The 21,734-nt window shown below is 71.2% G+C and carries 17 protein-coding genes and 2 tRNA genes; 7 read left to right on the top strand and 12 right to left on the bottom strand.

Annotated features, from left to right (window positions below):
* Positions 1–45 precede the first annotated feature (45 nt).
* Complete coding sequence (locus IW248_RS30460; RefSeq protein WP_196929658.1) at positions 46–1,245, bottom strand: glycosyltransferase; 1,200 nt, start codon at positions 1,243–1,245, stop codon at positions 46–48.
* Between the two features lie 224 nt (positions 1,246–1,469).
* On the opposite strand from IW248_RS30460, the gene IW248_RS30455 reads away from it, so the two are divergent.
* The 3 genes from IW248_RS30455 to IW248_RS30445 all read left to right on the top strand — a co-directional run bounded on the left by IW248_RS30455 (position 1,470) and on the right by IW248_RS30445 (position 3,923).
* Complete coding sequence (locus tag IW248_RS30455) at positions 1,470–2,468, top strand: SDR family oxidoreductase (RefSeq protein WP_196929657.1); 999 nt, start codon at positions 1,470–1,472, stop codon at positions 2,466–2,468.
* Positions 2,468–3,262, top strand: a complete 795-nt coding sequence (locus IW248_RS30450) for an ATP-binding protein (protein WP_196929656.1) — start codon at positions 2,468–2,470, stop codon at positions 3,260–3,262. The genes IW248_RS30455 and IW248_RS30450 overlap by 1 nt, the downstream gene beginning before the upstream one ends.
* Positions 3,263–3,350: 88 nt before the next feature.
* Positions 3,351–3,923 carry a DUF5709 domain-containing protein gene (locus tag IW248_RS30445; RefSeq protein WP_112583682.1) on the top strand — a complete coding sequence of 191 codons (573 nt, stop codon included), beginning with the start codon at positions 3,351–3,353 and terminating at the stop codon, positions 3,921–3,923.
* 7 nt (positions 3,924–3,930) lie between these two features.
* Here IW248_RS30445 and IW248_RS30440 read toward each other — a convergent pair whose 3' ends face one another.
* On the bottom strand, positions 3,931–4,584 hold the full coding sequence (locus tag IW248_RS30440; RefSeq protein ID WP_196930426.1) for a response regulator: 654 nt from the start codon (positions 4,582–4,584) through the stop codon (positions 3,931–3,933).
* A gap of 14 nt (positions 4,585–4,598) precedes the next feature.
* Complete coding sequence (gene macS / locus IW248_RS30435; RefSeq protein WP_196929655.1) at positions 4,599–5,732, bottom strand: MacS family sensor histidine kinase; 1,134 nt, start codon at positions 5,730–5,732, stop codon at positions 4,599–4,601.
* 119 nt (positions 5,733–5,851) lie between these two features.
* On the opposite strand from macS, the gene IW248_RS30430 reads away from it, so the two are divergent.
* The gene (locus IW248_RS30430; protein WP_196930425.1) at positions 5,852–6,307 is read left to right on the top strand and encodes an ATP-binding protein; all 456 of its coding nucleotides are present in this window, start codon (positions 5,852–5,854) and stop codon (positions 6,305–6,307) included.
* A 26-nt stretch (positions 6,308–6,333) separates the two neighbouring features.
* Here IW248_RS30430 and IW248_RS30425 read toward each other — a convergent pair whose 3' ends face one another.
* Positions 6,334–7,272 carry a ribose-phosphate diphosphokinase gene (locus tag IW248_RS30425; RefSeq protein WP_196929654.1) on the bottom strand — a complete coding sequence of 313 codons (939 nt, stop codon included), beginning with the start codon at positions 7,270–7,272 and terminating at the stop codon, positions 6,334–6,336.
* A gap of 101 nt (positions 7,273–7,373) precedes the next feature.
* On the opposite strand from IW248_RS30425, the gene glpK reads away from it, so the two are divergent.
* Positions 7,374–8,858 (top strand): glycerol kinase GlpK, encoded by a 1,485-nt coding sequence (glpK, locus tag IW248_RS30420; protein WP_196929653.1) that lies wholly within the window; start codon positions 7,374–7,376, stop codon positions 8,856–8,858.
* Between the two features lie 15 nt (positions 8,859–8,873).
* Here glpK and IW248_RS30415 read toward each other — a convergent pair whose 3' ends face one another.
* On the bottom strand, positions 8,874–9,707 hold the full coding sequence (locus IW248_RS30415; protein WP_196929652.1) for a phosphoribosylaminoimidazolesuccinocarboxamide synthase: 834 nt from the start codon (positions 9,705–9,707) through the stop codon (positions 8,874–8,876).
* 139 nt (positions 9,708–9,846) lie between these two features.
* Here IW248_RS30415 and IW248_RS30410 point away from each other — a divergent pair, with 139 nt between their 5' ends.
* Complete coding sequence (locus IW248_RS30410; RefSeq protein ID WP_196929651.1) at positions 9,847–11,202, top strand: ABC transporter substrate-binding protein; 1,356 nt, start codon at positions 9,847–9,849, stop codon at positions 11,200–11,202.
* Positions 11,203–11,224: 22 nt separating this feature from the next.
* Here the strand turns inward: IW248_RS30410 and IW248_RS30405 are convergent, their stop codons facing one another.
* On the bottom strand, positions 11,225–11,479 hold the full coding sequence (locus IW248_RS30405; protein ID WP_196929650.1) for a hypothetical protein: 255 nt from the start codon (positions 11,477–11,479) through the stop codon (positions 11,225–11,227).
* A 163-nt stretch (positions 11,480–11,642) separates the two neighbouring features.
* Between IW248_RS30405 and IW248_RS30400 the strand changes: the two genes are divergently transcribed.
* On the top strand, positions 11,643–15,416 hold the full coding sequence (locus IW248_RS30400; RefSeq protein ID WP_196929649.1) for a S8 family serine peptidase: 3,774 nt from the start codon (positions 11,643–11,645) through the stop codon (positions 15,414–15,416).
* Positions 15,417–15,534: 118 nt separating this feature from the next.
* Here IW248_RS30400 and IW248_RS30395 read toward each other — a convergent pair.
* The 6 genes from IW248_RS30395 to IW248_RS30370 all read right to left on the bottom strand — a co-directional run bounded on the left by IW248_RS30395 (position 15,535) and on the right by IW248_RS30370 (position 21,634).
* A tRNA-Met gene (locus IW248_RS30395) sits at positions 15,535–15,611 on the bottom strand.
* Positions 15,612–15,763: 152 nt separating this feature from the next.
* Positions 15,764–15,837 (bottom strand) — tRNA-Met (locus IW248_RS30390).
* An 83-nt stretch (positions 15,838–15,920) separates the two neighbouring features.
* On the bottom strand, positions 15,921–16,850 hold the full coding sequence (locus IW248_RS30385; protein WP_196929648.1) for a hypothetical protein: 930 nt from the start codon (positions 16,848–16,850) through the stop codon (positions 15,921–15,923).
* Positions 16,840–17,349 (bottom strand): RNA polymerase sigma factor, encoded by a 510-nt coding sequence (locus IW248_RS30380; protein ID WP_196929647.1) that lies wholly within the window; start codon positions 17,347–17,349, stop codon positions 16,840–16,842. Before IW248_RS30380 ends, IW248_RS30385 begins: the two co-directional genes overlap by 11 nt.
* Before the next feature lie 184 nt (positions 17,350–17,533).
* Positions 17,534–20,524 (bottom strand): UPF0182 family membrane protein, encoded by a 2,991-nt coding sequence (locus IW248_RS30375; protein ID WP_231396496.1) that lies wholly within the window; start codon positions 20,522–20,524, stop codon positions 17,534–17,536.
* Between the two features lie 96 nt (positions 20,525–20,620).
* The gene (locus IW248_RS30370; protein ID WP_196929645.1) at positions 20,621–21,634 is read right to left on the bottom strand and encodes a YlbL family protein; all 1,014 of its coding nucleotides are present in this window, start codon (positions 21,632–21,634) and stop codon (positions 20,621–20,623) included.
* Positions 21,635–21,734: the final 100 nt, after the last annotated feature.

Below are 21,734 nucleotides of genomic sequence, written 5' to 3'. Positions count from 1 at the left end.
CATCCGGCACCGCACCACGACAAGGGTGCCGTGGCACCCCTTGGCTCAGGCCTCGACCGGCTTGCGGCGGCTGACCACCCGCTCGTAGAGACGCTCCAACGCGCCGGCGGTCCGCTCCCAGGTGTAGCTGCTGCGAACCCGGTCCACGGCGGCGTGCCCGTACGCGAACCGGCCGGCGTTGTCGGCGAGCAGCCGGCGCAGCGACACCCCGAGTGCGCGTACGTCACCGGGGGGCACCAGGCGGCCGGTGACCTCGTCGACGACGGCATCCGCCAGGCCACCCATCGCGTAGCCGATCACCGGCACCCCGCAGGCCATCGCCTCCAGCGAGACCCGCCCGGCCGAGGAGTAGTGCGGCGTGCAGGCGACCACGTCCGCTGACCGGTACCAGGTGGCCATCTGGTCGTGCGGCACCGCCCCGACGAGCCGTACCTGGTCGACGACGCCGATCTGTTCGGCCAGTTGGCGCAGGCGTCGCGCCTCGGCGTGGTTGGCCAACTGGTCGGCCGGCGGCCCGCCGGCGATCACCAGTTCGGCGTCACCGACCAGCCGCATCGCCCGGATCAGGTCCTCCTGGCCGTGCCCGGCGGCGAGCGAGCCCACCGAGAGGATGCGGGGTCGCTGTTCGCGCGGTGCGGCCTCGCCGTCGGGATGGAACTGCTCGATGTCGACACCGGCCGGCACCAACGCGACCGAGCTGCGTTGCAGACCCATCCGGGTCAGCTCGTCGACCTCGTCGTTGGACTGGGCCACGGCGATGTCGACAGCCCGGGTCAACGCGCGCTCCAGCGTGATCCGCTGTCCCGGCCCGTCGTAGTGACCGCCCAGGTGGCGCAGCTGCTCGATGCCGAGCGAGTGGAACGTCTGCACCACCGGGATGTCGGTCTCCCGAACGGCGTGCGCGGCGGCCAGGCCACCGACCCAGTAATGCCCGTGCACCACCTCCGGCCGCCAGGCGCCCGACCACTCGTCGGCCAGCCAGCGGCCGACCTCCGTCACGTACGGGATCAGCTCGGCGGTGGGTAGTGGGGTGGGCGGGCCGGCGGGCACCTGGTGCACCTGGTAGCCGTCGACGTTCATCGTCGCCGGCAGCGACGGGTCGTCCCGGCGGTCGTAGAGCCGGACGTCATGGCCTCGCTCGGCCAGCTCGGCGGCGACCCGCGCGATGTGCTGTCGGGTGCCGACCGGCGGGCCGTCGGCGTGGCGGTAGGAACTGGCGTGCGCGCAGACGAGGCCGACGCGCATGGGTCACCTCCCTGCGATCTTTCCTCGGCGGTGGTCCTCCCGGTCAGAGCGTCCCATTAACCTCGCGACGCTGAGCCGAAACCTGGCAGATCAGGAAGAGTCAGCGCGAGTGCCACCGACACTTGCGCCACGGCAAGCACACGCGGCACGCCACCGCACGGTTCGAGGATGATCGACAACCCGTGATCGGTGTGACCAGGCCCGGCCGGGGGTACCGCTGAAGAATGCCGCTGACCCGCAGCCTCGACGAATCGACCGTGGTGATCACCGGCGCGTCCAGCGGGATCGGCACGGCGACCGCGTACGCACTGGCCCGCCGGGGCGCCGCCGTCGTGCTGGCCGCCCGCAGCGAACCCGCCCTGCGACAGGTCGCGCGGCGCTGCCGGGAGTTGGGCGGCCGGGCGCTTGTCGTACCGACCGACGTGACCGAGCTGGAGTCGGTGCGGCGGCTGGCCGATCAGGCGGCGGCCGAGTTCGGCCGGATCGACGCCTGGGTGAACAACGCCGCGGTGAGCGCCGTGGGTCTGTTCGACGAGATCCCGGTCGCCGAGTTCCGCCGGGTGCTGGAGGTCAACCTGCTCGGGGCCGTGCACGGCATCAAGGCGGCACTGCCCTACCTGGGCGCCGCCGGTGGCGGTGTGCTTGTCAACAACGCCTCGGTGCTGGCCGAGGTGGCCATGCCGTACCAGTCGGCGTACAACGCCACCAAGCACGGCATCCGGGGGCTGGCCGACACCGTCCGACAGGAGCTGCGGGTCACCGGTCGGGGTCACATCTCCGTCTGCACCGTGCTGCCGGCCACGATCGACACCCCGTTCTTCCGGCACACGGGCAACCACAGCGGCCGGGCGCTGGTGCCGCCTCCTCCGATCTACCCGCCGGAGGTGGTCGCCGAGACCATCGTCCGGCTGCTGCGCCGGCCCCGCCGCGAGGCGTACGCCGGTGGCGCGGCCCGGCTGATCGGCCTGCAGTGGCGGCTGGCGCCCGCGCTGGTGGAGCGCACCCTCGGCTGGTACGCCCACCGCACCCAGTTCGGGCCGGGCGCCCGGGTGGACAGCAGCGGCAACGTGTTCCACGCCGATGCCCAGGCGCACCAGGACGGGGGCTGGCACGGTCGACGGCGACAGTTGGTGCGGATGACCGCCGCGTTCGGTCTGGCCGCCGCCGGCACCGCTGTCGGCACCCTGGCCGCCATCAACCGCCGCTCCCGGTTGGAACGCTGATGGCCGATGTCGAGCGCCCGAATGCGCTGACCGTCACCGGCGCGCACAATGGGGCGATCATGTCGAGCTGTCTCGTGGAAATCGACGACTCGTCAGCGGTGGTCCGGCTGACCGGTGTGCTCGACGCCGCCGGAGCCGAGGCGGTACGCGGCGCGCTGCTCGCCCGCCTCGTGGCCCGGCCCGGTCCGGTGGTGGCCGACGTGACAGGTCTGCGGGTCGTCGACGCGGCCGGGCGGGGCGTCTTCGCCGACATTCGTCGGGAGGTGGCCGACTGGCCCGCCGCGGATCTGCTGCTGTGCGACCCGGCGGCGGTCGACGGGCCCGCCCACCCGGACGCCGCGTTCGCTGGCGTGCCGGCCTGGCCGACGCTCGACGGCGCGCTGGCCGCGGTCGCGGCGACACCACTGGCGGCGGTGCTCACCGCCGAACTGGCACCGGCGGTGGGAGCCGCCCGGCAGGCCCGCGAGCTGGTCAACACAGGTTGCGAGCGCTGGGGCATGCCGACGCTCACCGACCCGGCGTGCATCGCGATCACCGAGATGGTCAACAACGTGGTGGCGCACGCCCGGACCCCGATGACTGTTCGGCTGGCACCTCAGGAGAGCACCCTGCACCTGGCGGTTCGCGACCACTCCCCGCGTCGGCCGACGTTCGCCGGGATATCCCCGCCGACCCGGGCCGGCGGCCGGGGTCTGCTGCTGATCGACACGGTGACCCGTCGCTGGGGCAGCAGCGCCGTACCGGACGGCAAGGTCGTCTGGTGTGTGCTGCACCCGGACGACGAGCTCGCCTGACGGGGCTTTCGCCGTCGACGCCCGGTTCGGCGCCGTACCGCCGAAGGTCGCCCGGTTATGGCGGCAGGGCAGCGGGTAGTGATCAGACATGCGCGACAACGAGTACCCGACCCCCGTGTCCGACACCGAGGCGCAAGGGCTGCCCGACACCGCCGATGACGACTCGACCGCCAACGACGACGTCCTCACCGGGCGCGAGGCCGACGGCCCGGACCCGGCCCAGCTGCCCGGCGACCGGACGCCGGTGGCTGTGGACCGGTTCGGAACGACCGCCGAGGAGCAACTCGACGGTGAGTCGTTGGACTACAAGCTCGACCGCGAGGTCTACGAGCGCCCGGCGGACGACCCGCTGGCCGGCACGATCGACCCGAAGATCGCCTTCGAGGCGGACAACCTGGAAGCCGCGGCGGAGGCCCAGCTGGACGCCGACGTGATGGATCCCGGGCCGACCTCGGACCCGAACTCACCGGTCTCCCTCTACGACCACGGTCAGCTCGGCACGGTCGCCGACGCCACAGTGGGCCGGCTTGTGGAACCGGACGAGGGGTCGCACACCGACCAGGAGACCGACTCGGTGGCGTACGACGCCGGATCGGCCGGGGGCGGCGCGACCGCCGAGGAGTTGGCCATCCACGAGACGGAGCCGCCGCGCTCGGTCTGACGACAGTTCAGTCGTCCAGGCCGCGTTCGATGGCGTACCGGGTCAGCTCGACCCGGTTGTGCAGTTGCAGCTTGCCCAGGGTGTTCTGCACGTGGTTCTGCACCGTGCGGTGCGACAGGCCGAGCCGCTGGGCGATCTGCTTGTACGACATCCCCTTCGCCACCAGCCGCAGCACCTCCGTCTCCCGTTCGGTGAGCTGGGGCGTCGGGGGTTCGGCAGCGCCGGCCGGGCCGGTCTCCCGCCCCGGTCCGGCGGCCAGCCGGCGGTACTCCCCGAGAACCAACCCGGCCAGGCCGGGGGTGAAGACCGCGTCGCCGGCAGCGGTGCGGTGGACCGCCTCCAGGAACTCGGCGGGCGCTGTCGACTTCACCAGGTAACCGGTGGCCCCGGCCTTGACCGCGTCCAGCACGCTCTGCTGTTCGCCGCTGGCGCTGAGCATCAGCACCCGTACGGCGGGTAGCGCCGCGCGCAACCCCAGGATCACCTCAACGCCGGAGATGTCCGGTAGTTGCAGGTCGAGGACGACGACGTCGGGCCGGGCGGCGGCGGCCACCCGAATGGCCTGGCGCCCCTCGCCGCTGGTCGCCACCACCAGGAACCCGGCCTCGGTCAGGTCGCGGGCCACCCCCTCCCGCCACATCGGATGGTCGTCCACCACCATCACCCGGATCGGGTTCACCGCGGTGACCTCGGCACGCTCAGCTCGATCTCGGTGCCCGCCTCGGGTGCGGACACGATCCGAACCGTCCCACCCACGTCGGCCACCCGGCCCCGGATCGACTGGGTCACGCCGAGCCGCCCCTGGGCGGCCGCCTCGTCCAGCCGGCCGTCCGGGATGCCCGGCCCCTCGTCGCGGATCGACACGGTCACCGTCGCCCCCTCGTCCTCGATCAGCACCCAGGCCCGCCCACCGGCGTGCCGCCCCACGTTGTCCAGGGCCGCGCCGGTCGCGGCGGCCAACTCGCCGGCCACCCGTCGGGGCAGCGGCACCGGGGTGGCCGGGGCGGACAGCGCCACCGCCGCCGAGGCGTACCGGCCGAGCAGGGTCCGCAGGTCCACCGCCTCGCCGCCGTCCGGGAGGCTCGCGGCGGCCGGGCTGGTGCCGGCGATCAGCGCCCGCAGCGCAGCCTCCTGCTCACCGGCCAGCCGGGCCAGCTCGCCAGCCTCCCCGGGCAGGTCAGCGCCGCGCCGCTGCACCAGCGCCAGCACCTGGAGAACCGAGTCGTGAATGCCCCGGGCCAGCCGCTCCCGCTCCCGGGTGGCGGCCTCCAACTCCACCGCGCGCTGCAGCCGCTCCTCGGCGCCCGCCGCCAGCCGGGCCACGTGCCCGACCACCACCCCGGCCAGCAGCATCAGGATCACCCCGGTGAACGAGGACTGGCCGATCCGCTCCCGGGTGGCCAGGTCCGCGCCGGCGACCAGCAGCGCGGCGACAGTGCCCCGCCGCCGGCCACCCGAGACGGCCCAGGCCAGCACCGGGCCGGCCATCCAAGCCACCCCGAGGGTGGGTACGCCGTGGGTGAGCGCCGTCCGGCCGACCACCCACGGGGTGGCCAGCACGATGGCCACCACGACCCCGAGGTCGGCCAGCAGCAGCGGCCAACGCCGCCAGGCCGGTCGGGCGTACCCGATCGTCGTCGCCCCGGTCCAGGCGATCATCAGCAGGATCAGGGCGCCGACGGCGTACGGGTGGGCGTACCGGTCGGCGTCGCGCACCGCGAGCGCGCAGACGTACGCCAGGGAGGCCAGCCTGAACACGGTGAGCGCACGCCACAGCGGCACCTCGAACCCACCCGGCGGCGACGGCATGGCGGTCAGGATGCCACAACCGCCCGGCCGCACGGCGAGCAGCGAGTGCGGTTCGCAGAACCCTGACGTACGGTGGAAAAGCCGCGAAATACTCCGAGATGTGCCGCCGGGACGGGCCCATGACGAACGCAGATCCGCACGCACCGCGTACGGTTGTGCCCATCGAACCTGCCCTCCTGATCGCCGAAGCCTTTGACCAGGCCCAGGTGACCGAGATTCGACACTCGGTCACCTCCTGCGCGCATGCCTCGGGCCTCAGCGGCCAACGGCTTGACGACTTCGTGCTCGCGATCAATGAATTGATCACCAATGCGGTGCGACACGGCGGCGGGCGCGGCTGGCTGCGACTCTGGCGCGAGTCCGGGGTGCTGGTCTGCGAGGTCGCCGATCACGGGCACGGGATCAGCCCGCAGCGGCTGGGTGATCGCAGTCGACCGACCCCGGACACCGCCGGCGGCTGGGGCCTCTGGCTGGCCCGCGAGCTGACCGACGCGATGGAGGTCGTCACCGGCACCGTCGGCACCACAGTCCGCATCACAACAGGCCTGAACAACCACAACCCCACCCCCAGCTAACCCCTGTGCGGCGAGGGAGTGGCTAGTTAGGCGAAGAGGGCGGAGACGGATTCGCCGTTGTGGATTCGGCGCGTCGCCTCGGCCAGGGCGGGAGCCACCGACAGGACCTGCAACTTGGGGACCCGCTTGGCGTCCGGGATGGGCACCGTGTTGGTGCAGACGATCTCCAGGACGCCCTCCTGGTCGCTGAGCCGCTGCAGCGCGTCGCCGGAGAAGAGGCCGTGCGTGCAGGCGAGCCGGATCGACCGGACCTTCAGGCCGCGCAGATGCTCCATCAGCTCGACCACAGTGCTGCCCTTGGCGATCTCGTCGTCCAGCACGATGACGTCCCGGTCGGCCACGTCACCGATCACCGCGCTGATCTTGACCAGGTCGTCGCTGAACCGCTGCTTCGCCCCGGCCGCGACCGGCGTGCCGAGCAGCCGGGCGAAGGCCGCGGCCTCCTTGGCATTGCCCAGGTCCGGCGAGACCACCACTGCGTTGCTGAGGTCGTAGCGGCGGAAGTGGGTGGCCAACTCCCGCAGCGCGTGCAGGTGGTCCACCGGGACGCTGAAGAAGCCGTGCACCTGCGGCGAGTGCAGGGTCATCGCGAGCACCCGGTCCGCCCCGGCCGAGGTGAGCAGGTCAGCGACGAGCCGCGCGCCGATCGAGATCCGCGGCGCGTCCTTCTTGTCCGACCGGGCGTAGGCGTAGTGCGGCAGCACCACGGTGATCCGACCGGCGGACGCACCCCGGGCGGCGTCGATCATCAGCAGCAGCTCGACCAGGTGCTCCTGCACCGGCGGCACCAGCGGCTGGATCAGGAAGACGTCCCGCTCCCGGCAGTTGGCCTGCAACTGGACTTCCAGACAGTCGTTCGCGAACCGGGAGACCCGCACCGGGTGCAGCGGCACCCCCAGGTGGGCGCAGATCTCGGCAGCCAGGTCGGGATGGGCGGTTCCACTGAAAACTGCGATGTCGCGCACGTTCGCACATCGTAGGCGAAGCGGATCGCCACCGTCGGCGGCGGGCCGGAACCCACCGTGACGCCTGTCGCGCCGCGCCGCCGTCCGGGTACGGTGCTGCGGTGACCCCCCAGTACGTCGCCGCCATCGACCAGGGCACCACCTCGTCGCGGTGCATCGTCTTCGACCGGGCCGGGGACATCGTCGCCGTGGCCCAGCGCGAGCACCGGCAGATCTTCCCCCGACCGGGTTGGGTGGAGCACGACGCCGAGGAGATCTGGGACAACGTCCAGCAGGTGGTCGCCGAGGCGCTGCGGTCCGCGGGCACCGACCCGTCCGGGTTGGCCGCCGTCGGCATCACCAACCAGCGGGAGACCACTGTCGTCTGGGACCGGGCCACCGGCCGCCCGGTGGCCAACGCCATCGTCTGGCAGGACACCCGGACCGGGCCGCTGCTGCGCGAGCTTGCCTCGGCGTACGGCGAGGAGCAGTTCCGGGCCCGCACGGGCCTGCCGCTGGCCACCTACTTCGCCGGTCCGAAGCTGCGCTGGCTGCTCGACGAGGTCGACGGCCTGCGCGGGCGCGCCGAGCGCGGCGAGGTGCTCTTCGGCACCATGGACAGCTGGCTGATCTGGAAGTTGACAGGCGAGCACGTCACCGACGTGACGAACGCCAGCCGGACCATGCTGATGGACCTCACGACCCTGGACTGGGCGCCGGAGCTGCTGGACGCGATGGGCGTGCCGGCGGCGATGCTGCCGCAGATCCGCTGCTCCGCCGAGGTGTACGGCACGGCCGGTGGGGTCCTCGCCGGGGTGCCGGTGGCCAGTGCGCTCGGCGACCAGCAGGCCGCCCTGTTCGGGCAGACCTGCTTCCAGCCGGGTGAGGCGAAGTGCACCTACGGCACCGGCAGCTTCCTGCTGCTCAACACCGGCGCCAGCCCGGTCCCGTCGACGCACGGCCTGCTCACCACGGTCGCCTACCGGATCAAGGACCAACCACCGGCGTACGCCCTCGAGGGCGCCATCGCGGTCACCGGCTCACTGGTCCAGTGGCTGCGGGACAACCTGGGGCTGATCTCCACGGCCGCCGAGGTGGAGGAGTTGGCCCGCACCGTGGACGACAACGGCGGCTGCTACGTGGTGCCGGCGTTCTCGGGGCTGTTTGCTCCGCACTGGCGCAGCGACGCCCGCGGGGTGATCGCCGGCCTGACCGGTTACATCACCAAGGGGCACCTGGCGCGCGCGGCGCTGGAGGCGTCGGCGTGGCAGACCCGCGAGGTGGTCGACGCGATGAACGCCGACTCGGATGTGGCGCTGCGCCGGCTCCGGGTGGACGGCGGGATGACCGCCAACGGCCTGCTGATGCAGTTCCTCGCCGATGTGCTCGACGTGCCGGTGGTCCGCTCCCGGATCACCGAGACCACCTGCCTGGGCGCCGCGTACGCGGCCGGTCTGGCGGTTGGTTTCTGGCCGGACCTGGCCACCCTGCGGGCCCAGTGGCGCTCCGACGCGCAGTGGGAGCCGACCATGGCCCCGGACCTGCGCGATCGGGAGCTGCACAACTGGCGCAAGGCCGTGCGGCGCACCCTCGACTGGGTGGAGTGATCGCCGGTCCGGCGGTCACTCCCAGCGGTTGCCGGTGAGCTTCTCGTAGACCTCCACGTAGCGGGCCCGGGTCGCCTCGACCACCTCGGCCGGCACGTCGGGTGCGGGGCCCTGCTTGTCCCAGCCGCTGCCGGTGGCCCAGTCCCGCACGTACTGCTTGTCGTAGGAGAACTGCACCCGGCCCGGCTGGTACGACTCGGCCGGCCAGAACCGCGACGAGTCGGAGGTGAGCAGTTCGTCGGCGAGGACCAGGGTGCCGTCCGGCGCCCAGCCCAGCTCGATCTTGGTGTCGGCGACCAGGATGCCCCGGTCGGCGGCCAGCTCGGCACCGCGCCGGTAGACGTCGAGGGTGATCTGGCGCAGCCGCTCGGCGGTGGCCTGACCCACAGTGTCCACCACGTCGTCGTACGTGATGGGCTCGTCGTGCTCACCCGCCGGCGCCTTGCTCGACGGCGTGAAGATCGGCTCGGGCAGGATCGACGCCTCGCCGAGCCCTCGCGGCAGTGGCAAACCGGAGACCGCGCCGGTCCGCTCGTACTCCCGCAGGCCGCCACCGGTCAGGTATCCGCGGGCGACACACTCGACCGGGATGATGTCCAGCCGCTGGCAGCGGATGGCCCGCCCGGCGAACTCGGCGGGCACGTCGGTGGCCGAGATGACGTGGTTCGGCACCAGGTCGGCGAGCTGCTCGAACCACCAGAGCGAGAGCGCGGTGAGCAGGCGACCCTTGTCCGGGATAGGCGTCGGCAGCGCCACGTCGTAGATCGAGATGCGATCCGAGGCCACCAGGATCAGGTCGTCGCCGTCGGCGTAGATGTCCCGAACCTTGCCCGAGTGCAGAAGTTCCACGCGCCCTAGTACACCACGCGACATTGGAAGGCCCTGATTCGACCACCCAGCCGGAGGGTGACCGGACGGACGTTGACACCTTCGTGCGCTGCCTGCGTGAATGGTCCGACCGCCACCCCCGTAGGTCCAGGAGAGCCCCGTGCCCGTTGTTCGACAGCAGCTCGACCGCCTCGGCGCAGACCCGGGCCGGCGCCGACTGCTCAGCGCGCTGCTCGGCGCACCTCTGCTCGCGTCCGGCGGGCTGGCGGGGTGCAGCGACGACGCTGCCTCCTCGACCCAGGACGGGCCCGTCGAGCTGTCGGTCTTCTGGTGGGGTGGCACCAAGCGGGCCGAGCTCACCGAGAAGGCGCTTCGGCTCTACTCGAATCGCAACCCCCGGGTCACCTTCCGGGTCACCTGGCAGGGCGCCGACGGCTACTACGACCGGCTGGCCACCCAGGCGGGCGGCGGGAACGTACCGGATCTGATCCAGATCGACGACGCCATGCTGACCGAGTACACCCAACGTCAGGTCATCCTCGACCTCACCGACCACCACCTGGATCTTCGGGGCCTGCCGGAGGGTCTGATCCGTTACGGCACGGTGGAGGGGCGGACGATGGCGGTGGCCGCCGGGCAGACCCACGCCGTCGTGGTGTTCAACCGGGACCTGCTGCGGGAGCTGCACATGCCGGAGCCACGCGCCGGGATGACCTGGGCCGACTACATCTCCTGGGCCACGCAGGTCACCGAGGCCAGCGACCGCCGGGTCGCCGGCACGATGGACGGGTCGGGCGACTACCGGGCACTCTGGCTCTGGCTGCGGTCGCAGGGCGGTGAGTTCTACCGGGGCAACCAGCTCGGTTTCGGCGCGGACGAGCTGATCGCGTGGTTCGAGCTGTGGCAGCGGGCCCGCAGGGGTCGGGCCACGCCGAGCGCGGCGCTTGTCGAGCAGGCCGACAGCGGCGAGCCGGCCCGACAACTTGTGGTCAACGGGGTGACCGCCGCGTCCTTCGCCTGGTCGCACCAGCTACCGGAGCTGCAACGACTCACCGAGTCCGAGTTGGGCATCGTCGGCTTCCCCGGCCCGCCGGGGGCCCAGTGGGCGCGGGCGTCGATGTACTGGGCGGGGTTCCGGGGCACCCGCCACCCGGACACGGTCGCCGACGTGATCAACTTTTTGACCAACAATGGTGAGGTCGGCGCCGTCCTCGGCCACGAGCGTGGGCTGAACGCCAGCGCCGCGGTCCGTCGCTACGCCGAGGGCAGCATCACCGACCCGGCCCAGCGACGGGCCGCCGTGTTCGGCGCCAGCATCGCCGACCTGCTCGGGCCGGCGCCGGCGCCGCCGCCCCAGGGGCACGCCAAGGTGCGCACCCTGCTGGTCACCGCCGCCGAACGCATCCGGGTCAAGCGCGACGGCACCCGCGAGGCCACCGCGCGCTTCCTGTCCCAGGCCATCGCGGCCCTGGCGGCCGTGAGCACCGGCGGCCAGCCCGGAGCCGGCCGCTGGTGACCCATCGGCGCCGCCGACCAAGTCAGCGCTGCGGGCCACCGCCACCCCGGCGGTTGCGCATCAGACGCAGCACCAGGAACACGACGATCGCGACCACCACCAGGCAGCAGAGCAGCGGGAGTATCCCGAAGCCGCTGCGGCCTCGCCGCCGGGCGGCCTCCACCACGAGTTCGCCGGTGCCCGTGGACGCCCAGGCCGCGACGGGGACGAAGACCGCAAGTACTACCGCACCGAAGACCGCGCTCAGGCGGCCCCACCACTTACCGAATGAAGACATGTGCCCATCCTCGCCGAAGGGTGCAACCTCGGCACGTCGGTCCACGCCGAATCACGGGACCGGATCGTCCGAAAGCCTCCCGGTCAGCGCGCAACGTGCTGGCAACGTCCTGGCAAAGACGATGATCTTTACATGAATCTCCTGAGGTGATCGGATTCGCCTCATGGTCAACTCTGTAGACGGTGCGCGGATCTCTCGCACCCGAAGATCTGCGGCGGCAGCGGTCGGCGTCACCCTCGTCGCCGCACTCCTCACCCCCACGGCGGCACACGGCGCCCCGCCGCCCACACCGCCGCCGACGAGACCCGCTCCGAGCGGCAACGCGGACCGCACACCCGTCACTGTCACCCTGATCACCGGCGACCGGGTGACGGTCACCCCGGGCGTCCAGGGGGCGACACCCTCGGTGGACGTCAAGCGCGCGCCGGGAGCCACCGGCTCCGTGCGCATCTCCACCGAGGGCCGGGACACCTATGTGTACCCGGACGAGGCGGTGCCCTACCTCGCGACCGGTCGACTCGACAAGCAGCTGTTCGACGTCACCCAGCTCATCGCTGAGGGCTACGACGACACGCGGGCCGCCGAACTCCCCCTGATCGTCACCCGCACGACGGGTTCGGCGAAGCTCAGGACCGGCACCACCCTGCCGGGCGCCCGGACCACTATGGAGCTTCCCTCGGTCCGTGGTGAGGCGATCCGTACCCGCCGATCGCAGGCCGCGGACTTCTGGTCGGCCCTCACCGACGGACAGTCGCCGACCGGCCGCAGCGCTGCCGCCCCGGCACCCTCCTTCACGGCGGGCGTCGACAAGGTGTGGCTCGACGGCAAGGCGAAGGCCACCCTGGCCGACACCACCGCCCAGATCGGGGCACCCGCGGCGTGGGCCGCGGGTGGCACCGGCGACGGTGTCCGGGTCGCCGTCCTGGACAGCGGGGTGGACACCACCCACCCGGATCTCGCCGACCGGGTGGTGGCCTCCCGAAGCTTCATCCCCGGCCAGGACGTGATCGACCGGAACGGGCACGGCACCCACACCGCCTCCACCGTCGCCGGAACGGGCGCCGCCTCCGGCGGCAAGGAACGGGGCGTGGCCCCCGACGCCGACCTGGTGATCGGCAAGGTCCTCGACGAGTACGGCAGCGGGTCGATCTCCGGGATCATCGCGGGCATGGAGTGGGCGGCGCGGGCCGAGCACGCCAAAGTGATCAACATGAGCCTCGGCGTGAGCGCGTGGCACACCCAGGACGACCCGCTGAGCCAGGCCGTCAACCAACTGACCGCCGAGACGGGTGCGCTCTTCGTCGTCGCTGCCGGCAACAGCGGGCCAGATCCGTACACCCTTGGCGCGCCGGGCACCGCGGACGCCGCGCTGACCATCGGCGCGGTGGATGCCTCCGACCACCTGGCGGACTTCTCCAGCGTCGGACCCCGAATGAACGACGAGGCCCTCAAGCCCGACATGACCGCTCCCGGTGTGGACGTGCTGGCGGCACGCTCGCAGCACATCTCCTGGGGCGAGGGCTACTACTACGTCGACAGTGGCACCTCGATGGCGGCGCCGCACGTCGCCGGGGCGGCCGCACTGCTGGCGCAGAAACACCCCACCTGGAGTGCGCGGCAGATCAAGGACGCGCTGATGGGCACCAGCGTCCGGACGCCCGACTACAACGCCTACCAGGCCGGTAGCGGTCGGTTGAACGTCGCCGCCGCCTACCACCAGGACCAGGTCGTCGCATCCGGGTCGGTGGACGCCGGACTCGTCGGCTGGGGCACCGCACCACAGCCGATCAAGCGGACGATCACCTACACCAACACCACGGACAGCCCGATCACGGCGGAACTCTCCGTCGACCGCGGCACCGCCCCCGCACAGACGTTCACCGCAACCGCCGACCGAGTCACGGTGCCCGCTCACGGGAGCGCGACCGTCGATGTCGTGGTGGCCCCGGCCGGCCTTCCCTCCGGCAGGTACTCCGCCCAGGTCACGGCCCGGTTCGCCGCCGGCGAGGTGCACACGGCCGTCGGGGTCGCCGTCGAGTCCAAGAAGTACGACCTCACCATCCACCTGAAGGACCGCGCCGGCCGGCCGATCAGCGGCGAGGTCGAGGTCGTCAACGCCGAGACCGGCTCCGCCTTCATGTGGGTGCCGGACGGAAAGCTCACCGCCCGCCTGGCGCCCGGCTCCTACACGGTCGTCGCGGCGGCCGACGTGGAGGGTCTGCACGGGCCCCGCTCCCTCGGGCTCGCGATGCTGACCGCTCCCGAGGTCGATCTGACGGCCAACCGGGTCGTGGAACTCGACGCCGCGCGGGCCCGCCAGGTGAAGGTGGCGACACCCCAGCCGACCGCCGTCGTCAACAGCAGAATCGACGTCTACCGCTCCTTCACCTCAAGCGAGCCGACACCCACCGACTGGAGCGCCCTCCGCGAGACGTTCTGGCCGGGCACCGCCTACGACAGCCTGTGGGCCCTGCCGACCGGGGACAAGGTGAAGAAGGGCAGCTTCGTCTTCACCACCCGGATCCGCGCCGAGCAGACGCCGCTGGCGATCAGCTACCACGGCCGGCACCTCAGCGACCCGCTCGCGCAGCCCGGTTCCCCGCCGCTGCCCGACGGCACCTCGCGCCTGGACGCCGTCTTCGCGGGCGTCGGCGGCACCGCCGACTACGCCGGCCTCTCCGCCCGCGGCAAGGCCGTGGTCGTCCGCGGCAACGACTCGGTGACCCCCACGGATCAGGCCGCGGCGGCGCACACCGCCGGTGCGGCGATGCTCGTCGTGGTCAACGACCGGCCGGGCCGCAAGAGCGACTGGTACGGCAACCCCGACGCCGTGACGACCGGACCGATCCCGGTGGCCTCGGTGACCATGGACGAGGGCGAGGCGCTGATCCAGAAGATCACCGCTGCGGGCCGCAACACGGTACGACTGGTCGTCGTCGCCCACCCCACGGCGAAGTACCTGTACGACCTGGTGGACTACCACCGCGGCGGGGTGCCGAAGGACCCGTCCGCCAAGACCGACCCCCGCAACCTCGCCCGGATCGATCTGACCTTCTCCCCGCCCCCGGGGAAGCAGTCCAGCGAGACGCGGATGGACTTCCCGCCGTACGAGTACGCGGCGGCACGCCCGTTCCCGTTCGAGCCGGTCGCGCCGGGCCCGCGTACCGACTGGGTCTCCGCAGGCGGTGGCATCAAGTGGATGCAGTACGCCGACGTCGCCGACTGGGCGCGGTCCAACACGGAGGCCATCGCCTACCGGCCGGGCAGCGTCCAGAAGGACCGCTGGTTCGGGCCCATCACCCGACCACGGCTGCTCAGCACCGAGATCCCGTTCCGCGGTGAGACCGCAATGAGCGCGTACATCCAGGGGTTCGGCGACGCGGGCGCCGCACACAGCGGCGGGGCCAGCATGTCGCAGATCGCCACGTTCTATCAGGGCGACAAGCAGCTGACCCAGTTCGACGGCTGGCCCGAGGTCGGCGCCGGTGACCTGTCACCGGAGAAGCTGCCGTACCGACTGGTCGTCGAGACCACTGGCAAGCCCGAGTTCAGCCCGTACTCGACCGCCACGCACACCGAGTGGAACTTCGTCTCCGGCGGCAGCACGGAGGTGCAGGCCATCCCGCTGGTCCAACTGGACTACGGAACGGACGTGGACCTCGTGGGTCGGACGAAGCGCCGAACCGATTTCGCGATCACGCCCGTGGTGGTGGGCAGCACCGCGGCTCGGGACGCCGTGTCGTCGCTCCAGCTGGAGATCTCCTACGACGACGGGGCGACCTGGCAGCGGCAGGGCCTGAAGGAGAAGAAGGGCACCTGGCAGGCGTCTTTGAACGCGCCGCACCGGGCCGACTTCGTGTCGATCCGGGTCACCGCCAAGCAGCGCAACGGTGGCGGCGTCACCCAGACCGTCACCCGGGCCTTCGGCCTGCGGTAGAACCCGCCCGGGGGCCGGCGCCTGCGTGGTGCCGGCCCCCTTGGGGGCCCGCATTCCGCAGCGGCACCAAATAAGTCCGGCCCCCACACTGTGGGGGCCGGACTTGTTTCACTTTCAGTGGTAGCGGGGACAGGATTTGAACCTGCGACCTCTGGGTTATGAGCCCAGCGAGCTACCGAGCTGCTCCACCCCGCGTCGACTGGTTAAGACTAACCCATCCGTTCCGGCGATGATCAGCGGGGGGGTCGTCAACCACTGCGGATGCCGTACACCGCGCTGACGAGCGTGCGGAGGAATGTCGAAAGCCCGCCTCCGGTGGACCGGAAACGGGCTTTCGATGTTTCTTGTAGCGGGGACAGGATTTGAACCTGCGACCTCTGGGTTATGAGCCCAGCGAGCTACCGAGCTGCTCCACCCCGCGTCGGCTCGCTAACCGTAGCGCACCACCCCCGGGCCCCGCAAAACGACGTCCGAATCCGCCGGACAGCGGTCGGCACACCCCGGTCAACCAAGCCAGCTCCGGATGGCGGCGACCGCGCGGCGACTGTCCGCGTCGACCTGCGCCCGCTGGCTGGAGGTGTTCTCCCAGCCCTGCTCCCAGAGGATGGTCACCACGTCGCCGATCCGGATCGCCCGGACCAGCCGAACGTCCTCCACACCGGTCGGGTCGCCGTTGACGTCCTGACCCGCGCTGCGCATCTCGAACAGCACCGACTCGTCGCCGAACCCACTGTCGGGAAGCAGCCGCTGCCGGCTCCGCACCGAACTGTCGCCAGGCCGCTTCTGGTCGGGGCAGTCCCGCACCGCCTGCCGCAATTCCTTCAGCACGTCGTCGGCGCGCCCGGCCCGGTAGATCGCGATGGAGTGCGTGTAGGTGCCGTCCGGGACGTACCCCTCGCCGGGGTTCTGCGGCAGCTTGTAGGTCAGGAGCCGGGTTCGGCGATGCACGGCCGCCTCACTCGGTATGTCTGCCCCGCACAGGCCCGGCAGCGCAGCCACGTCCCGGAACTCCGGCGCGATGCCGATCTGGTTTGCCGGCGCCAGCGCGAAGAACGCCCGATCCGGGATGCGCGTCGGCGTCCTGGGCTGCTGCGTGCCGGTGCCACCCGGAACCGTCACCGCCGTACCCGGAGAGCGGTCGGGCGTCGTCGGCGAGACGGACGGCGATGGCGAACCGCCGGTCGCGCTCGGAGACGGCGACGCCGACGGCGTCGGCGTCCCGGCCGGCGCGGGTACGGACGCCGGCGGCGGGGTGATCACCTGGGCACCGATCACCACGCCCACCACCACCAGCCCCACGGCAAGGGTGCTCCCGGCCGCACGGAATCGGGCCCGGCGGTCCGCCTGGTGCCGCAGGACGTCAGGAAGGCCCAGATCGCGGGCGTCAGCGTCGGCGGCGAGGGACCTGTACAGCTCGGACAGTTCACGCGACATCGGTGGCCTCCAATTCCACGACAGCCAGATCGGGCAGCAAGGCGGCGAGTCGGGCCCGGCCGCGGGAAAGCCACGACTTCACCGTGCCGACGGGTACGCCGATCTCTTCGGCGATCTCCTCGACCGGCATGTCGAAGAGGTAGTGCAGCGCCAACGCTCGCCGGTGGGTAGCCGGCAGCTGACGCAGGGCCTGGACCAGCAACACGCTGTCCTCGTTGGGCGGAGACACCGACGGCGGAGGGCCGGCCAACCGCAACGCGCCCCGCAGACCGCGCAGCCGCCGCCAGCGGTCGGTCGCCAACCGGGACACCACCAGCCGCAGCCACGCCTCCGGCGCCGGATGCGCCGACAACCTCGCCCACTGCCGCCAGGCCCGGGCATACGCCTCCTGCACCAGGTCCTGCGCCTCGTTGTAGTCGCCGACCACCGCGTAGCCGTACCGCATCATCCGCCGCGTGGTGCTGCGGTAGAAGTCATCGAAGCTTTGCCCATCCCTCACAACTGCTCCCCCTCATCCACCCCGTTGCAAATGAGGACGGCGGACCGCTGTCGCAGGTTGCGGCCCGGCTGCGCCTGTCCGCGAGGTGACAGCGGGCACAGCTCCGGACGCGGCAGAGCCCCCGCCGTCGGACCGGTGCGGTCCGACGACGAGGGCTCCGAGACGTACTCCCGCCGGTGGCGGGTCAGCCGCCGGCGCTCGGGGTGGCACCCGGCGCACCAGCGGCCTGCTGCGCCTGCTGGAACGCGGTGAGCGCCTCGTCGAGGGCCTTCAGCGCACGCCCGTACCGCTCGAAGTCGCCGGACGTCTGCGCGGCCCGGACCTCGGTGATCGCGGTCTGCACCCGGTCCGCGGCGGCAGCCAGATCACCGGCCGGCGGTGGGGTGCCGGGGCTCGGGGTCCCCGTCGGCGTTGGCGTCGGTGCCGCCGACCCCGAAGGCGTCGGCGTCGGAGTCGTCGGATTGCCTCCGGTCGTCGGAGGCGGCGACGTGCCCTGCCCGGCCTTCTTGCCCTGCTCGACCAACTGCTTGATGCCGTCGTTGATGTTGTCGGCGAGCGCCACGAAGGAGCCACCGTCACCGTACGAGAGCAGCACCTTCTGCAACAGCGGGTACGCGTCCTGCTGGTTGCTCTTCACGTAGACCGGCTCGACGTAGAGCATCCCGTCGGCGAAGGGCAACGAGAGCAGGTTGCCGTACTGCACCTGCGCCTGGTTGCTGGAGAGCAGGTTGAGCTGCTGACGGATGTTCGCGTTGTTGGTCATCTGCTGGTGCACCTGCACCGGGCCGGAGATCCGGGTCTGATCCGGCAACTCCAGCACCTCCAGCCGGGGCTTCCCCTCGACGTACGACCCGGAGATCAGCGCGGCGAGGTTCTGCCGGCCGTTCGGGGTGACCGCCGAGGTGAGCTGGAACCGAGGGCTCTCCTGCCCCGGGAACTGGGTGAACAGGTAATACGGAGGCTGCTTCTGACCGCTGTCCGGAGCGTCCGGCACGTTGGGCACCTGCCAGAAGTCCTGCGCCGAGTAGAAGTCACCCGGGTTCGTCACGTGGAACTTGGTCAGCAGGTTGCGCTGCACCTTGAACATGTCCGCCGGGTAGCGCAGGTGCTCGGTCAGCTCGACCGGGATCTCCGCCTTCGGCAGCACCAGGTCACCGCCGAACGCCTTGTTCCACGCCTTGAGCACCGGGTCGGTGTCGTCGTACTCGTACAGCTTCACAGTGCCGTCGTACGCGTCGACGGTGGCCTTCACCGAGTTGCGCATGTAGTTGACGTCCTCCCGGGCCAGCTGGAAGGTGCCCCGGTTGGTCAGCTCGTCGGTGGTCTCGGTCTGCAGGTTGACCTTCTCGGCGTACGGGTACGAGGCCGCCGTGGTGTAGCCGTCCACGATCCACTGCACCCGACCGTCGACCACCGCCGGGTACGGGTCGCCGTCCAGGGTGAGGAACGGCGCGACCTTCTCCACCCGGTCGCGCGGGTTACGCACGTACAGCAGCTTGGAGTCCTTGTTGACCGCCTCGGAGAGCAGGAAGTTCGACTCCTGCTCTTTGATGGCGTACAGCAGTCGCCGGGTGAAGGAACCGATCTCCACACCGCCCTCACCGGTGTAGGTGTAGGACTCGCCGCCACCCTCACCGACCGGCCTGTCGAACTCGGCCTTCTTGTTCGGGTCGGCCTGCCCGACGATGGCGTAGTCGTCGGCCGCCATCCGCTCGCCGTAGTAGATGCGCGGCTGCTTGGCCGGGATCTGCTCGGTCTGCGAGGAACACGCCTCCTGGGTCTTCTCGCCGAGGAAGCCGGAGACGAAGAACGGCTGCCCGCCACAGACCACCTGGTTGGCCGGCGCGGCCACCAGCCCGTACCCGTGGGTGTAGACGGTGTGCCGGTTGATCCAGGTGTTCTGCTGGTCGGTCAACTCGCCGTAGTTGATCTCGCGGACGCCGACCACGTAGTCGGAGACCTTGCCGTTCACCCCGTACCTGTCGATGTCCAGCTTCGGACCGAAGTCGTAGAAGCCACGCACCTGCTGGAGCTGGGTGTACGTCTCGCTGACCAACTGCGGGTCGAGCAGCCGCACGTTCGACACCACCGACGTGTCGGTGGCCAGGTTCCCCGGTGGGGTGAGGTTGTTCGCCGCGTACGGGGTCGTCTCGGTGGCCCCCAACCCGAACGCCGCACGCGTCGCGTCGATGCTCCGCTGGATGTACGGCGCTTCCTTGTCCTTGGCGCTCGGCTTGACCTCGAAGGTCTGCACCGCCCAGGGGTAGATGCCACCGATGGCCACCGCGGACACGCCGAGCAGCGCCAACGAGATCCCCGGCCAGACCAGGTTCCGCATCCAGGCGTTGGAGAACACGAGGATCGCTATCGCCACCACGATCGAGATGTAGGCGAGGATCTCCTTCGCCGGCAGCAACGCGTTCACGTCGGCGTAGCCGGCGCCGTACAACTTGGCGCCCTCGTTGTACTCCAGCAGCATCGCCCGCCGGTCCAACACGTACGCGATCGCCTTCAACAGCACGAAGACCGCGACCAGGGTGCTCAGGTGCGCGCGGGCCCCGTTGCTCATCCGATCGCCGACGCCCTGGAGGCGGACCCCACCGAAGAGGTAGTGCACCGCAAGCGCGCCGATCACGGCCAGCACCACAGCGGTGAAGGCGACCCCGAGCAGGTAACGCCAGAACGGCAGTTGGAAGACGTAGAAGCCGATGTCGACCCCGAACTCCGGGTCCTTGATGCCGAAGTCGCCGCCGTTGCGGAAGAGCAGCCACTGGTTCCACCGGTTCTGCGCGGAGAGGCCGGCGAAGAGCCCGACCACCGCGGCGGCCAGCGAGATCCAGGTGCCGAGACGCGGGCTGAGCACCATCCGGTAGCGCTCCAGCGTCGCCTGCTCCACCGAGTGCGGACGCAGTCGCGGCCGCAACCGGTAGGCCAGCCACAGGTTGCCACCGACGATCACCGCCATGCCGAGGCCGATGGCGAGGAAGAGCACCAGCCGGGTGAGCAGGACGCCGGTGAAGACCTCGGTGTAACGGACCTCGTCGAACCAGAGCCAGTCGGTCCACGCCTGGACACCCCAGCCGAGCAGGGTGAAGAGCACGAACACCCCGACCAGGACAGCGATGGTGACGCGCCCGCGCCGGCTCATCCTCGGGAGGGGGCTGCTGCTACGCATGACCACTGTTGGCTCCGCACGCTCGATATGATCGGCTCCGACCAGGCACCCAGAGTACGGGGTGTTCCTGAGCGTGTCGGGGCACGGTCACACCGGTCAGCAACGCGTCGGCTGTCCGCCCGCACGCAACGTCTCCAGAGCGGTCATCGCCTCGTCCAACGAGCCCACCCGCAACAGCGGCAGATCGGGCTGCGGATTGCGGACCGCCTCGGCGCAGTTGTCCGCCGGCACGAGGAAGACCTTGGCCCCGGCGCGCTTGGCGCCGACCAACTTCTGGGCGATCCCGCCGATCGGGCCGACGGTGCCCTCGTCGTCGATGGTGCCGGTGCCGGCGATGACCTGGCCGCCGGTGAGGTCGGCCGGGGTCAACTTGTCCACGATCCCCAGGGCGAACATCAGACCGGCGCTCGGCCCACCGATGTCCCCCAGGTCGATGCCGAGCGTGAACGGGTGCGGCTGCTGCTGATCGATCTCGACACCGATCCGCGGTCGGCCGTCCTGCTCCTGACTGGTCACCGTCGCGGTGGCCTGCACGCCGTCACGGGTGTAGCCGACGGACAACGCCGTCCCCGCCGGCTTGGTCCGGACCAGCTCGGTGACCTTCGAGGCCACCGGCACCGGCTGGCCGTCGACCGAGGTGATCAGATCACCGGCCTTCAGCGCCCCGGCCGCCGGGCCGTCTCCGGCCACCGTCTTGATCACCACCTGCACCGGAAAGCCCAACTCCCGCAGCGCGGCGGTCTCCGCGCTGGTCTGCGACGCCTTGAAATCCTCGGCGTTGCGCTGCTCGACCTGCTCCGTCGACTCCCCCGGTGGGTAGACCAGCTCGCGCGGCACCACCGCCTCGTCGTCGGAGAACCAACCCGCGATCGCCCCCCGCAACCGCACAGTGGGCTGCACCCCCACCGTGGTCAGCCGCAACTGGCCGGCCGAGGTCGAGGTCTCCCGACCGGAGACCTGGATGACCTCCTTACCGTCGGTCGTGCCGAGGGTGTTGACCGTCGGACCCGGGCCCAGCACCACGTACGGGATCGGCACCCGGAGCACCCCGATGCTCAGCAGGGCGGTGAACAGGGCACCGAGCAGGACCGTCAGGCCACGACGTCTCATGCCGCAGAGCGTACCGACCGGTCGCGGTCCACCCGCCGGATGCGCCACGCGACTTCGCCCTCAGCGCAACGCCGGTGGCGGCTACCTGGGGCGCGGTCCG

It is taken from the genome of Micromonospora ureilytica, from assembly GCF_015751765.1.
Lineage (GTDB): Bacteria > Actinomycetota > Actinomycetes > Mycobacteriales > Micromonosporaceae > Micromonospora > Micromonospora ureilytica.
The sequence above is the reverse complement of the archived record's forward strand: the minus strand, read 5'-3'. Positions and strand labels throughout refer to the sequence as shown.

Bases quoted from the DNA above. Each gene is read 5' to 3' on its own strand.
- IW248_RS30405 (WP_196929650.1), bottom strand. From the start codon at position 11,479: ATGTCTTCATTCGGTAAGTGGTGGGGCCGCCTGAGCGCGGTCTTCGGT.
- IW248_RS30385 (WP_196929648.1), bottom strand. From the start codon at position 16,850: ATGTCGCGTGAACTGTCCGAGCTGTACAGGTCCCTCGCCGCCGACGCT.
- IW248_RS30370 (WP_196929645.1), bottom strand. From the start codon at position 21,634: ATGAGACGTCGTGGCCTGACGGTCCTGCTCGGTGCCCTGTTCACCGCC.
- IW248_RS30460 (WP_196929658.1), bottom strand. From the start codon at position 1,245: ATGCGCGTCGGCCTCGTCTGCGCGCACGCCAGTTCCTACCGCCACGCC.
- IW248_RS30400 (WP_196929649.1), top strand. From the start codon at position 11,643: ATGGTCAACTCTGTAGACGGTGCGCGGATCTCTCGCACCCGAAGATCT.
- IW248_RS30430 (WP_196930425.1), top strand. From the start codon at position 5,852: ATGACGAACGCAGATCCGCACGCACCGCGTACGGTTGTGCCCATCGAA.
- IW248_RS30440 (WP_196930426.1), bottom strand. From the start codon at position 4,584: ATGGTGGTGGACGACCATCCGATGTGGCGGGAGGGGGTGGCCCGCGAC.
- IW248_RS30445 (WP_112583682.1), top strand. From the start codon at position 3,351: ATGCGCGACAACGAGTACCCGACCCCCGTGTCCGACACCGAGGCGCAA.
- macS (WP_196929655.1), bottom strand. From the start codon at position 5,732: ATGCCGTCGCCGCCGGGTGGGTTCGAGGTGCCGCTGTGGCGTGCGCTC.
- IW248_RS30375 (WP_231396496.1), bottom strand. From the start codon at position 20,524: ATGCGTAGCAGCAGCCCCCTCCCGAGGATGAGCCGGCGCGGGCGCGTC.
- IW248_RS30450 (WP_196929656.1), top strand. From the start codon at position 2,468: ATGGCCGATGTCGAGCGCCCGAATGCGCTGACCGTCACCGGCGCGCAC.
- IW248_RS30455 (WP_196929657.1), top strand. From the start codon at position 1,470: ATGCCGCTGACCCGCAGCCTCGACGAATCGACCGTGGTGATCACCGGC.